The 12,350-nt window shown below is 73.5% G+C and carries 11 protein-coding genes; 4 read left to right on the top strand and 7 right to left on the bottom strand.

Annotated elements, in window-relative coordinates:
- Positions 1 to 44 precede the first annotated feature (44 nt).
- On the top strand, positions 45 to 1,256 hold the full coding sequence (locus QQZ14_RS01660; protein ID WP_284532422.1) for a lytic transglycosylase domain-containing protein: 1,212 nt from the start codon (positions 45 to 47) through the stop codon (positions 1,254 to 1,256).
- Between the two features lie 242 nt (positions 1,257 to 1,498).
- Here QQZ14_RS01660 and hemB read toward each other — a convergent pair whose 3' ends face one another.
- From hemB to QQZ14_RS01695, 7 genes are all read right to left on the bottom strand, one after another.
- On the bottom strand, positions 1,499 to 2,500 hold the full coding sequence (gene hemB / locus QQZ14_RS01665) for a porphobilinogen synthase (RefSeq protein ID WP_284532423.1): 1,002 nt from the start codon (positions 2,498 to 2,500) through the stop codon (positions 1,499 to 1,501).
- A gap of 10 nt (positions 2,501 to 2,510) precedes the next feature.
- Complete coding sequence (locus tag QQZ14_RS01670; protein ID WP_284532424.1) at positions 2,511 to 4,178, bottom strand: uroporphyrinogen-III synthase; 1,668 nt, start codon at positions 4,176 to 4,178, stop codon at positions 2,511 to 2,513.
- Positions 4,175 to 5,152, bottom strand: a complete 978-nt coding sequence (gene hemC / locus QQZ14_RS01675) for a hydroxymethylbilane synthase (protein ID WP_284532425.1) — start codon at positions 5,150 to 5,152, stop codon at positions 4,175 to 4,177. Before hemC ends, QQZ14_RS01670 begins: the two co-directional genes overlap by 4 nt.
- Positions 5,149 to 6,441, bottom strand: a complete 1,293-nt coding sequence (locus tag QQZ14_RS01680; RefSeq protein ID WP_284532426.1) for a glutamyl-tRNA reductase — start codon at positions 6,439 to 6,441, stop codon at positions 5,149 to 5,151. Before QQZ14_RS01680 ends, hemC begins: the two co-directional genes overlap by 4 nt.
- Positions 6,438 to 7,127 carry a redox-sensing transcriptional repressor Rex gene (locus QQZ14_RS01685; protein WP_284532427.1) on the bottom strand — a complete coding sequence of 230 codons (690 nt, stop codon included), beginning with the start codon at positions 7,125 to 7,127 and terminating at the stop codon, positions 6,438 to 6,440. Before QQZ14_RS01685 ends, QQZ14_RS01680 begins: the two co-directional genes overlap by 4 nt.
- Positions 7,128 to 7,298: 171 nt before the next feature.
- The gene (locus QQZ14_RS01690; RefSeq protein ID WP_284532428.1) at positions 7,299 to 7,544 is read right to left on the bottom strand and encodes a glutaredoxin family protein; all 246 of its coding nucleotides are present in this window, start codon (positions 7,542 to 7,544) and stop codon (positions 7,299 to 7,301) included.
- Positions 7,541 to 9,088, bottom strand: coding sequence for a class I adenylate-forming enzyme family protein (locus QQZ14_RS01695; RefSeq protein ID WP_284532429.1), 1,548 nt, complete (start codon positions 9,086 to 9,088; stop codon positions 7,541 to 7,543). The genes QQZ14_RS01690 and QQZ14_RS01695 overlap by 4 nt, the downstream gene beginning before the upstream one ends.
- Positions 9,089 to 9,153: 65 nt before the next feature.
- Between QQZ14_RS01695 and QQZ14_RS01700 the strand changes: the two genes are divergently transcribed.
- The 3 genes from QQZ14_RS01700 to QQZ14_RS01710 all read left to right on the top strand — a co-directional run bounded on the left by QQZ14_RS01700 (position 9,154) and on the right by QQZ14_RS01710 (position 12,332).
- The gene (locus QQZ14_RS01700) at positions 9,154 to 10,041 is read left to right on the top strand and encodes an HAD family hydrolase (protein WP_284532430.1); all 888 of its coding nucleotides are present in this window, start codon (positions 9,154 to 9,156) and stop codon (positions 10,039 to 10,041) included.
- Positions 10,042 to 10,255: 214 nt separating this feature from the next.
- Positions 10,256 to 11,056, top strand: coding sequence for a sigma-70 family RNA polymerase sigma factor (locus QQZ14_RS01705; RefSeq protein ID WP_284532431.1), 801 nt, complete (start codon positions 10,256 to 10,258; stop codon positions 11,054 to 11,056).
- 130 nt (positions 11,057 to 11,186) lie between these two features.
- Positions 11,187 to 12,332, top strand: coding sequence for a DUF5667 domain-containing protein (locus QQZ14_RS01710; protein ID WP_284532432.1), 1,146 nt, complete (start codon positions 11,187 to 11,189; stop codon positions 12,330 to 12,332).
- The last annotated feature ends 18 nt before the right edge of the window (positions 12,333 to 12,350 follow it).

Below are 12,350 nucleotides of genomic sequence, written 5' to 3' on the forward strand. Positions count from 1 at the left end.
GAGCTTGAGGGAGCACCCGGGCGAGGGAGACAGGGAGAGCCACGATGCCGACTGACAGGTCGACTGCCAGGTCAACAGCACGCTTCGGCCGCGGCCAGAAGGCCATGGCCCTGGTGCCGCTGGCGCTGCTCTCGGCCGCCTGGACGGCGAGCATCGCCGGCGTCGGCGCGAGCACCGCGACCGCGAGCGCCGAGATCCAGCCGGACGCCACCCTGCCCGACGGCTCGACCCTCCCCACCCAGGTCATCGAGGCCCCCGCCAGCGTCTCGACCGCCGGCGGCGTGGCCCCCGGGGTGCGCGGCGACGGCGCCCAGATCGTCTCCACGGCCTCCACCTCCGGCATCCCGTCGGCCGCGCTCGCCGCCTACCAGCGCGCCGAGACCGTGATCAACGCCGCCGACAAGAGCTGCCACCTGTCCTGGCAGCTGATCGCCGCGATCGGCCGGGTCGAGTCCGACCACGGCCGCACGAACGGCAACACGCTGGACAGCAAGGGCGTCGCCCGGCCCGGCATCTACGGCGTCGCCCTCGACGGCAGCGACGGCACCAGCCGGATCACCGACACCGACGCGGGCCAGTACGACTCCGACGCCCGCTTCGACCGGGCCATCGGCCCGATGCAGTTCATCCCCTCGACCTGGTCGGTCGTCGGCGTGGACGCCGACGGCGACGGCGAGCGCAACCCGCAGGACATCGACGACGCGGCGCTCGCGACCGCGGTCTACCTGTGCTCCGGCGACGACGACCTCTCCACCACCGCCGGGCAGCGCAGCGCCGTCTACCGCTACAACCACAACGCGTCGTACGTCGACCTGGTGCTCTCGATCGCCGCGGCCTACCTCGACGGCGAGTTCACCTCGGTGCCCAACGGCACCACGTCGGCCGGCTACCTCGTGCCGGCCCCGGCCCCGGCCCAGCCCGCCAAGGGCAAGGGCGGCAAGAAGCACCACCAGCCGCAGCACTCGGGTCAGAACAGCAGCCCCGAGCAGCCCGCGGAGCAGCCCACCGAGCAGCCCACCGCGCAGCCGACCGAGCCGGCTCTTCCCGGTGGCGGTGGAGGAGGTGGTGGCGGCGGCGGCGGTGTCCACCTGCCGACCCCGAGCCTGCCCCCGCTCCCGTCCACCTCGATCCCGCCCGTCGACGCGCTGCTGTCCCACGCGGAGGCGATCGTCCAGTGCACGCTCGACGGCTATGTCGACAACATCCTCAAGGACGACGACCCGTTCGACCAGTGCGTGTACGACTACACGCACTGAGGTCGTTCTGATCGCTCGGAGGATCCGGCCGAAGTCTGCGACCCGCAGCCAACGCGCCGACCGCAGCCACACCGTCTGGCGACCAACCCAAGAGCGATCCGGTGAGACGAAAGCCGGCCTGGATCGCACGGCCGACCCGCGCGAGTTTCGTCGGTCAACCGATAGAACTAGACCCTGGACGACCAAGCTTCATCGTCCAGGCACGAGTTTCGTCGGCCGACCGACGAAACTGGCGAACCGGCTCAGCGCGCCAGCAGCCGCGCGGCCTCGGCCGCCCAGTAGGTCAGCACCACGTCGGCGCCGGCCCGGCGGATCGAGGTGAGGGTCTCGAGGATCGCGGCCTCGCGGTCGATCCAGCCGTTGGCGGCGGCCGCCTCGACCATGGCGTACTCGCCGGAGACGTTGTACGCCGCGACCGGCACGTCGACCGCGTCCCGGACCTGGCGGAGCACGTCGAGGTAGGGCAGCGCGGGCTTGACCATCACCAGGTCGGCGCCCTGCTCGACGTCGAGCAGCGCCTCGCGCACGCCCTCACGGGCGTTGCCGGGGTCCTGCTGGTAGGTCCGCCGGTCGCCCTGCAGCGAGGAGTCCACGGCCTCGCGGAACGGGCCGAAGAACGCGGAGGCGTACTTGGCGGAGTAGGCCAGGATCGAGACGTCGGTGTGCCCGGCGGTGTCCAGCGCCCGGCGGATGACCGCGACCTGGCCGTCCATCATGCCGCTGGGTCCGACCATGTCGACGCCGGCGTGGGCCTGGGCGAGCGCCATCTCGGCGTACAGCCGCAGCGTCCGGTCGTTGTCGACCCGGCCGTCGGGGGTCAGCACCCCGCAGTGACCGTGGTCGGTGAACTCGTCGAGGCACAGGTCGCTCATCACGCTCAGCGCGTCGCCGACCTCGGCGACCACGTCGGTGATCGCGAGGTTGAGGATGCCGGCCGGGTCCAGCGCCCCCGAGCCGGTCGCGTCCTTGGTGGCCGGCACGCCGAAGAGCATCACGCCGCCCAGCCCGAGCTCCGCCGCCTCGCTGACGGCCGCGAGCAGCGACGAGCGCGAGTGCTGGACGACGCCCGGCATCGAGGAGATCGGGCGCGGCTCGTCGATGCCCTCCCGGACGAACACCGGCAGCACCAGCTGGCGCGCCTCGAGGGAGGTCTCCGAGACCATCCGGCGCAGTGCGGCAGTGGTCCGCAGCCGGCGGGGCCGGACGGTCGGACCCACGACGGGCGGCACCGGAGACTGGCTCATCGTCGCCCCGTCATCGAGCAGACGTGGTCTTCCGCCGGCCCGAGGGCTTGCGGTCGGACGGCTTGGTGACCGGCTGGCCGGCCTCCACCATCGCGATCCGGCGCGAGGCGCCGAAGTCCGCGAGCGCGTCGACCAGCGCGTCGACGTCGGGCTTGGCGGCCAGCACGTCGACCCGGAGGCCGTGCTCCTCGGCGGTCTTGGCGGTCGCGGGCCCGATCACGGCGATGATCGTCGACGGGTGCGGCTTGCCGGCGATGCCGACCAGGTTGCGCACCGTGGACGAGGAGGTGAAGACCACCGCGTCGAACTTGCCGGTCTTGATGGCGTCGCGGGTGGGCGCCGGCGGCGGGGCCGCGCGGACGGTGCGGTACGCGGTCACGTCGTCGCACTCCCAGCCCAGGTCGACGAGCCCGGCGACGAGGTTCTCGGTGGCGATGTCGGCGCGGGGCAGGAACACCCGGTTGATCGGGTCGAGGAGCTCGTCGTACTCCGGCCAGTCGGCCAGCAGGCCCGCGGCGGACTGCTCACCGGACGGGACGAGGTCGGCCCGCAGGCCCCAGGCCGCGATCGCCTGGGCGGTCTTGTCGCCGACCGCGGCGATCTTGAGGCCCGAGAACGCTCGGGCGTCGAGGCCGTACTCCTCGAACTTCTCGCGCACGGCGCGCACCGCGTTGACCGAGGTGAAGGCGATCCACTCGTAGCGGCCCTCGACGAGGCCGCGCACGGCCTTGTCCATCTGCAGGGGGTTGCGGGGCGGCTCCACGGAGATCGTCGGCACCTCGTCGGGCACGGCGCCGTAGCCGCGCAGCCGCGAGGACAGCGAGCCGGCCTGGTCCTTGGTGCGGGGCACCAGGACCCGCCAGCCGAACAGCGGCTTGGTCTCGAACCACGACAGCGTCTCGCGCAGATCGACGACGTTGCCGACCACGGTGATCGCCGGCGGGGTCATCCGGGCGGCGCGCGCGTCGGCGCCGATCCGCTCGAGCGTCGAGGTGACGGTCGACTGCTCGGTGGTGGTGCCGACCCGCGTCATCGCGACCGGGGTGGTGGCCGGGCGGCCGGCGGCGACCAGCGCCTTGGCGATGTCGCCGATCTGGCCGACGGCCGAGAGCAGGACGAGCGTGCGGGTGTCGGCGTACTGGCTCCAGTCGACGCGCTCACCGCAGGTGACGACCGCGACCTCGCGGCTGTCCTTGGTGGTGAGCGGGATGCCGGCGTACGCCGGGACCGCGCTGACCGAGGAGACCCCGGGAACGATCTCGAAGCCCAGACCGGCCTTGACGCAGGCCTGCGCCTCCTCGGGGCCGGAGGCGTACAGGAACGGGTCGCCGGCCATCAGCCGCACCACCCGCAGGCCGCGCTTGGCGTAGCGCACCACGACCTTGGCGCGGGCCGCGTGGGTCAGCGGCTGGCCGTCCTCGCCGAAGCCGCCGTCGACCAGCTCGGGACCGGTCGTCTCGACGCCCTCGGTCTCGGCGCCCACGGGCGGGAGCCCGAGCACCGTGCGCACCAGGGCAGCGTGGTCGGGCACCTCGGTGATCACGACGTCGGCCTGCTGGAGCAGGTCCACAGCGCGCACGGTCAGCAGGCCCGGGTCGCCCGGGCCGCTGCCGACGAACGACACCCAGCCTCGGGTGGTTCCCGAGCCGGTGGCGGTGGTGGTCTTGCCTCGCGTCATGCGTTCTGCACCTTGTCTGCTGTGTTCATGTCTGGATCCGCCAGTCGTGCGGCCCCGTCGGCGAGCATCTCCTCGGCCAGCCGGGTCCCGACGCCGACGGCATCGGTGGGGTCTCCCGCCGCGGACTTCCGCACCGCGAGCGCCCCGTCGGGTGAGAGCGCCACTGATCTCACCCAGATCTCTTCCTCGTCCTCACCCTCCACGATCTCCGCGAGCGCCCCGATCGGCGCGGAGCACCCACCCTCGAGCGTCGCGAGCACCGCCCGCTCGGCCGACACCGCGGCCCGGGACCGCGGGTCGTCCAGGACGGCCGCTACGTCGGCGACGAGGTCGTCACCCGCACGGCACTCCACCGCCAGGGCTCCCTGCCCGGGGGCGGGGAGCATCTGGAGCGGGTCGAGCACCTCGGTCGCCTCGTCGAGACGTCCGATGCGGGCCAGGCCGGCCCGCGCGAGGATCACGGCGTCGTACTCCCCGGTGCGGACCTTCCCGATCCGGGTGTCGACGTTCCCACGGATGCCGACCACGTCCAAACCGAGGCCGAGTGCGTGCAGCTGCGCGGCGCGGCGCGGGGAGCCGGTGCCGACCCGGCTGCCGACCGGCAGCTCGCCCAGCGTGAGGCCGTCGCGGGCCACCACGGCGTCGCGGGGGTCCTCGCGGGTGGGTACGGCGGCCAGCGTGATGCCGTCGGCCGGATAGGTGGGCAGGTCCTTGAGGGAGTGCACGGCCACGTCGACCTCGCCGCGCAGCAGGGCCTCGCGCACCGCGGCCACGAAGACCCCGGTGCTGGCCGAGCCCTGCAGGGGGGTGCCGGCGGCCTGGCTGCGGTCGCCCTCGGTGGAGACCTCGACGAGCTCGACCTCGAGGCCCAGGGCCTCGCGGAGCTTGTCGGCGACCAGGCGGGACTGGGTGGTGGCGAGCACGGACGCGCGCGTGCCGACGCGCAGCACTCGGGTCACCGGCGGGGTGCTCATGCGAGCCCCTCGGGCCGGGTGACCGCTTCGACGTGGTCGGCGTCGAGGGCGAAGAGCTCGGCCAGAGCGGCGGCGTAGGACACCGCACCGGTCTCGTTGGCCAGCTCACGCACCCGGACGGTCGGCTGGTGCAGCAGCTTGTCGGCGACCCGGCGGACGGTGTGCAGGACCTCGGCGCGGGCGGCGTCGTCGAGGTCGGGCAGGCGGCCCATCAGGCGCTCCATCTCGGCCTCGACCACCGAGGTCGCCATCGAGCGCAGCGCGACCACGGTGGGGGTGACCCCGGCCTGGCGACGCGCGGAGAGGAACGCCGCGACCTCCTGGGTGACGATCTGGCGGACCGCCTCGACCTCCTGGCCGGCCTCGGAGTCGCGCAGCTCCTCGGCGAGCTCGGAGAGGTTGACCAGGGTCACGCCCGGCAGCCCGGCGACGTCGGGGTCGACGTCGTGCGGCAGCGCCAGGTCGAGGATCGCGAGCTCGCGCCCGTCGGCGGTCGCCGCGGTGACCATGTCGCGGGTGATGAGGATGCCGGCGGCTCCGGTGCAGGACACGACGACGTCGGCCACCGATAGCTCGGCGGTCAGGTCGGCGAGCGCCGCGGCCCGCGCACCGTACTCCTGGGCGAGGCGGTCGGCGCTGGCGGCGGTGCGGTTGACGACCGTGACCCCGGCGGCGCCGCGGCCGGCCACGGTCGCGGTCGCGAGCCCGGCCATCGAGCCGGCTCCGACGACGAGCACCCGCTTGCCCGACAGGTCGCCGACCGCGGCGTGGCTGCGGTCGAGAGCGGCCGTGACCAGCGACGGGGCGGCGCGGTCGATGCCGGTCTCGGCCCGGGCCCGCTTGCCGACCCGCAGGGCCTGCTGGAAGAGCAGGTTGAGCGAGGGGCCGACGGTGCCGATCTCCTGCCCGGTGCTGAGCGCGGCCCGGGTCTGGCCGAGGATCTGGCCCTCGCCGATGGCCATCGAGTCCAGGCCCGCGACGACCTGGAAGAGGTGGGAGACCGCGCCGTCGTCGTAGTGCACGTACAGGTGGCGCAGCATCGCCTCGGTGCTCTCGCCGGCCCGGTCGATGACCAGCCGCGAGACCTCCTCGACGCTGCCGTGGAAGCGGTCGACCTCGGCGTAGATCTCCAGCCGGTTGCAGGTCGCGATGACCGTCGCCTCGGTGACGTGCTCGATGGCGGTGACGGCGTCGATCAGCTTGTGCAGCTCGGTGCCGTCGAGGGCGAGCTGCTCGAGCAACGCGACGGGCGCGGACTTGTGGGAGATCCCCACGACGAGGACGCTCACGCTGTCGCCGCCCCCTGGGTCTTGCGCTGCTCGTGGTAGGCGAGGATCTGCAGCTCGATGGAGAGGTCGACCTTGCGCACGTCGACCTCGGCGGGGACGTTGAGCACGGTCGGGGCGAAGTTGAGGATGCTGGTGATGCCGCAGGCGACCATCCGGTCGGCGACGTCCTGGGCGGCGACCGCCGGGGTCGCGATCACGCCGATGGCGACCGAGTGGTCGTGCGCGATCCGCTCGAGCTCGTCGAAGGGGCGTACGTCGATGCCGGCGACCACGGCCTCGTGGCGGGCCGGGTCGGCGTCCAGCAGCGCGACCACCCGGAACCCCCGGCTGCGGAACCCGGAGTAGTTGGCGAGGGCCTGGCCGAGGTTGCCGATGCCGACGATCACGACCGGCCAGTCCTGGGTGACGCCGATCTCGCGGGCGATCTGGTAGCGCAGGTAGTCGACGTCGTAGCCGACCCCGCGGGTGCCGTAGCTGCCGAGGTAGGAGAGGTCCTTGCGCAGCTTGGCGCTGTTGACGCCGGCGGCGACCGCGAGCTCCTCGCTCGAGCAGGTGCCGGTGCCCTGCTCGGACAGCGTCACCAGGGCCCGGAGGTAGACGGGGAGTCGCGCGACGGTCGCCTCGGGGATGTCCCGGGCACTCTCGGGGGAGGTCCGTGCGGTCACTGCTCTCGTCTCCAACGCCATGGGGCAGGGCCGTCGTCGGGCACTGCTGGACGACCCCGTCCACGCACCCGGCGGCTCGTTCACTGTAGGAGTTTGTGAACGCGAGAACAAACCGGAGGACGTCCGTCCCACCGGCGGCGCGGCCGCCTTGTGACATCGGCCACGTCCGAGCCGGGGCCCCCGTCCCCGGCGTCAGCTCGAGGTGAGCGCGGCCCGCAGCCGGGTCTCGTCGACCCGCCAGAAGTCGTGCTGGCGGCCGTCGACGAACGTCACCGGCACCTCGTCGGTGAACCGCTCGCGAAGCTGCGGGTCGGCGTCGATGTCGACCTCGTCGTACCGCTCCCCCAGGTCGGCGCACACCCGCTCGATCACCTCGCGGGCGACGTCGCACAGGTGACAGCCGGGGCGCGAGTAGAGCGTGACCCGCGGGCCGGTCACTCGAGCAGCCCCAGCGTCCGGCGGCGCTCGATGACCCGGAGCCGCCCCTTCTGCACCTTGCCGGTGCCGGTCTTGGGCAGCGTGTCGACGACCTCGACCCGCGAGGGCCGCTTGAACCGGGCGAGCCGCTCGTCGCAGTGGGCGCGCACGGCCGCCTCGATCTCGGCCGGGTCGGCGCCGGGCGCGCGGACGTAGGCGACCACGGCCTCGCCGGTGACCGGGTCGTCGACCCCGATCACCGCGGCCTCGGCGACGCCCGGGACCTCGGTCAGCACCTCCTCGACCTCGACCGGGTAGACGTTGAAGCCGGAGACGATGACCAGGTCCTTGATCCGGTCGACGAGGAACAGGTCGCCCGCGGGGTCGAGGAAGCCGACGTCGCCGGTCGACCACCAGCCGTCGGCGTCGGGACCGCCGGAGCCGTCGGGCCAGTAGCCGCTGAACAGGTTGGCACCCCGGACCTGGATCTCGCCGGGGTCGTCGCCCTCGGGGGGCCGGCCCGCGTCGTCCACCAGCCGCACCTCCACCCCGGGCAGCGCGGCGCCGACCGAGCCCGGTTGGGGGGCGACGCTGCACAGGGTGCTGGTCACCACCGGCGACGCCTCGGTCAGGCCGTAGCCCTGGTGGACCGGGATCCCGGTGCGCTCGGTGAACCGCTCGACGAGCTCGGGGGCCAGCGGCGCCGAGCCGGAGAGCACGAGCCGGACCGGGCCGAGGTGCTCGGCGAGGTGCTCCTCGTCCTGCCAGTAGGCGAAGACCGGCGGCGCGACCGGCACCACGCTGCACGCCTCGTCGTCGATCAGCGTCAGCGTCTCGTGCGGGTCGAAGCGCTCCACCAGCACCAGCTTGGCGCGGTGGCGCAGCACCCCGCCCAGCACCGCGTTGAGGCCGTACACGTGGAACAGCGGCAGCACCCCGAGCACGACGTCGTCGCCGTGGATCATCGGCGGCTCGACCCGGGCGACCTGGTCGAGGTTGGCCAGCAGCGCCCGGTGGGTCAGCATCGCCGCGCGGGGCAGCCCCGACGTACCGCTGGTGTAGAGCAGCACCGCGAGCTTCTCGGGGTCCTGCAGGGGCGGCACCGGCCGGGCCGGGGGCTCGCGGAGCTGGTCGTGGCCGCGCTCGCCCGGCAGTGGTTGCGTCCCGATGACCACCAGGAGGGGCGGGGCGTCCAGGGTCGCGGCGGCCTCGCGGACGGCGGCGGCGGTGTCGGCGTCGGCGACGGCCATCCGGGCGCCCGAGTCGGCCAGCATCCGCGCCAGCTCACCGGGCGTCGAGCGCGGGTTGACCGGTACGGCGACCGCCTGGGCGCGCAGCACACCGAGGTAGGTCGTCACGAACTCGATGCGGTTGCCCACCGCGAGCAGCACCCGGTGGCCACCGACGATGCCGACGGCACCCAGGCCGGTGGCGATCCGGCCCACCTCGTCCTCGAGACGCCCCCAGGTGAGGCTGCGGCCGCCTGCCTCGACGACCGCGAGGCGATCGGGTTGCTCGGCGGCGGCGACGCTCACCAGCTCAGCGATGTCGCGGATGCCAGACATGGGGGGATACTTCCACACCGCGTCGAGCGGTGATGCCCGCCCCGCGCCCGGTCTACGCTGCCCGGGTGACCCCGCCGCCCGACAAGAGAGCCCGCCCGCGGAACCTCCAGGTGCGGTCCGTGCTCGCCGGCGAGGCGGCGGCCGCCGCGGCCGAGGTGGAGTCCGCGCTGACGCCGCCGCAGGACCAGTCGGCAGCCGCCTTCTTCGACGTCGACAACACGGTCATGCAGGGCGCGAGCATCTTCCACTTCGCCCGCGGCCTGCACCGCCGCAAGTTCTTCACCACCCGGGAGATCCTCGGCGCCGCCTGGAAGCAGGCCTACTTCCGGATGGTCGGCGTCGAGGACCCCGCCCACGTCGCCGACGCGCGCGCCTCGGCGCTGGGGTTCATCGCCGGGCACACCGTCACCGAGCTGCAGGAGCTCGGCGAGGAGATCTTCGAGGAGGCGATGGCGGACCGGATCTGGCCCGGCACCCGGGCGCTCGCGCAGCTGCACCTCGACGAGGGGCAGCGGGTCTGGCTGGTCACCGCCGCCCCGATCGAGATCGCCCAGATCATCGCGCGCCGGCTCGGCCTCACCGGGGCGCTCGGCACGGTGGCCGAGCACGTCGACGGTGTCTACACCGGCCGGCTGGTCGGCGACCTTCTGCACGGGCCCGCCAAGGGCGAGGCCGTCCGGGCGCTCGCCGCTCGCGAGGGGCTCGACCTGCACCGCTGCTCGGCGTACTCCGACTCCTACAACGACCTGCCCATGCTGACCATGGTCGGCGACCCGTGCGCGATCAACCCCGACGCCCGGCTGCGCGCCTACGCCCGGGAGCAGGGGTGGCGCATCCGCGACTACCGCACCGGCCGCAAGGCGCTGCGTGCCGGGCTGGTGGCCGGCGGGCTCGCCGGCGCCGCGAGCGGCACCGTGGCCGCCGGGCTCGCGCTGCGCGGCCGGCGCCGCTGACCGCCGCCGGCGGAGGATCCCCGGTTCACCGGGGAAACCTCCGCTTGTCGGCTGTTGCAACGGCCGAGAAGCGGAGGAAGAGGCCGACCAGTCGGACGGGGCGCCCGAATTCTGGTCAATGGTGTCCTTTACCCGGACAACGGTTCCCAGGGGCGTAACTCGCGTTTACGATGGCCGCCAGGCTTCGGGGGAAGCTTCCGGGAGGATCGATCTCATGTCGTGGGAGGACAACGACGTCGCGCGCGGTCTCGACGCGCTCCGACGTCTCGTGGTCCACACGCTGCTCGCCGACGCCCCCCTGCTCGCGGGCGGCCCGGGGATGCTCGCGACGGAGGCGGCCACCAGCGGTCGCACCCAGGCCGGGCCCGCGGGCGACCCGGCACCCGAGACGGACACCGGCACGGGAGACCAGGACGGGTACGACGACGCCGAGCTCGCGACCTCCTCCGAGGAGGACGAGGCCGAGCGGACCCGCCTGATCGCGCTCGTCGAGCTGGCCCGCAAGGGCGACTCCGACGCGTTCGGCCTGCTCTACGACCACTACCAGCCGTCGGTCTACCGCTTCCTCTTCTACCGCACCCGGTCCGGGACGCTGGCCGAGGACCTGACCTCGGAGACGTTCTTCCGGGCGCTGCGCAGCATGAACAACTTCCGCTGGCAGGGCAAGGACTTCGGCGCCTGGCTGATGACGATCGCCCGCAACCTCGCCACCGACCACTTCAAGGCCGGCCGCACGCGCCTCGAGCTCACCACCGAGGACATGGGCCTGCACGACGACGCGACCGAGGGTCCGGAGTCGACGGTGCTGGCCGGCCTCACCAACGAGATCCTGCTGCGGGCCCTGACCGAGCTGCCGCCGGAGCAGCGCGACTGCCTGGTGATGCGCTTCCTCCAGGGCATGAGCATCGCGGAGACCGCGGCCGTCCTGGGCCGCAGCGACGGCGCGGTGAAGCAGCTCCAGCTGCGCGGGGTGCGCAACCTCGCCAAGCTGATGCCGGAGGGGATCCGGGACTGATGGCGCACCCCGTGGAAATCGTTTACGCAAGCCGCTTTGGCGGCGTAACCTCGCCCGCCCGCGCCTCGTTGGGCTCAGTGTCGACGTCCCCGGCCGGGGATCGACCGCACGGCTGGATGGGGCAGAGGACATGACGTGGGGGTTCGCGGCGCAGCGCCGCGCCGAGCAGTTCGACTCGTGGGTCGAGGGGACCTCGTCGTACGACCCCTCGGATGCGCGCACCGCCGAGATGCTCGAGCTCGTGGGTGCCCTCCGCGCCACTCCCGAGGTCTCCGCCCGACCGGAGTTCGTCGCCGCCCTGCGGGAGCGGCTGATGGCCGAGGCCGCCACCGCGCTCGTCCCCGACGACGTCTCCCGGCTGACGCTGCCGCCGCGCCGCCCCGTCCGCGAGCGCCGGCTCGCCGCCGCCGTCGGCAGCCTCGCGATCGTCGGCGCGACCACGTCGCTGGCGGTCGCCTCCCAGTCCGCCCTGCCCGGCGACTCGCTCTACCCGATCAAGCGCGCCATCGAGCAGGCCCACACCGGCCTCAGCGTCGGCGAGGGCAGCAAGGGAGCGACGATCCTCGCCAGCGCGTCCGGCCGGCTCGACGAGGTCGACGCCCTCACCCGCCAGGACGGTCTCGGCGACCGGGCCCGCATCGCCGGCACCCTCAACACGTTCACCGACCAGGCGACCGAGGCGTCCGACCTGCTGCTGGCCGACTACGCCCACACCGGCAAGCAGTCGTCGATCGCCCGCCTGCGCGACTTCGCCGCGACCAGCCTCGACCAGCTCGCGAGCCTCGAACCGCTGGTGCCCGCCGACGCCCGCGACGAGCTGATCCGCGCGGCCGGCGTGCTCACCACGATCGACGCCGAGGCCGCGCTGCGCTGCCCCGACTGCGGTGGGGCCGGGATCGACTCGCTGCCGGCCGTGCTGACGGCGGGCGAGCCGATCTTCGTCCCCCGGCAGCCGGCCAGCACCCCCCAGGCCGAGCCGACCGACCGCGGCGGCAAGCACGGCGGCAAGCACGGGCACGGCACCAAGCTCCCCGACGTCGACCCCGAGGACGTGGGCCCCGGCAGCGTCCTGGACCCCGACGGCGGCCTCCAGCCCGGCACCTCCTCCAGCGATGGCTCCAACCCGCTGCAGGACCTCGCCAACGGCCTGACCGGCGGAGGCCCCTCGGGCACCCCGTCGATCCCCGTGGTCAGCGACGTCGTCAACGGCGTGACCGGCATCCTCGAGGGCGTCGTCGAGGGCGTCACCGGTCAGCAGCTGCCCAAGGCCCCCTGACCTCGCACCTCTCCGTCT

Origin of the sequence: Nocardioides sp. T2.26MG-1 (assembly GCF_950101795.1) — a bacterium.
Classification (GTDB): Bacteria; Actinomycetota; Actinomycetes; order Propionibacteriales; family Nocardioidaceae; genus Nocardioides.

What these genes read in the sequence shown, in the direction of transcription:
- QQZ14_RS01660 (WP_284532422.1), top strand. Translation starts at nt 45, where the DNA reads ATGCCGACTGACAGGTCGACTGCCAGGTCAACAGCACGCTTCGGCCGC.
- hemB (WP_284532423.1), bottom strand. Translation starts at nt 2,500, where the DNA reads ATGAGCCAGTCTCCGGTGCCGCCCGTCGTGGGTCCGACCGTCCGGCCC.
- QQZ14_RS01670 (WP_284532424.1), bottom strand. Translation starts at nt 4,178, where the DNA reads ATGACGCGAGGCAAGACCACCACCGCCACCGGCTCGGGAACCACCCGA.
- hemC (WP_284532425.1), bottom strand. Translation starts at nt 5,152, where the DNA reads ATGAGCACCCCGCCGGTGACCCGAGTGCTGCGCGTCGGCACGCGCGCG.
- QQZ14_RS01685 (WP_284532427.1), bottom strand. Translation starts at nt 7,127, where the DNA reads ATGGCGTTGGAGACGAGAGCAGTGACCGCACGGACCTCCCCCGAGAGT.
- QQZ14_RS01695 (WP_284532429.1), bottom strand. Translation starts at nt 9,088, where the DNA reads ATGTCTGGCATCCGCGACATCGCTGAGCTGGTGAGCGTCGCCGCCGCC.
- QQZ14_RS01705 (WP_284532431.1), top strand. Translation starts at nt 10,256, where the DNA reads ATGTCGTGGGAGGACAACGACGTCGCGCGCGGTCTCGACGCGCTCCGA.
- QQZ14_RS01710 (WP_284532432.1), top strand. Translation starts at nt 11,187, where the DNA reads ATGACGTGGGGGTTCGCGGCGCAGCGCCGCGCCGAGCAGTTCGACTCG.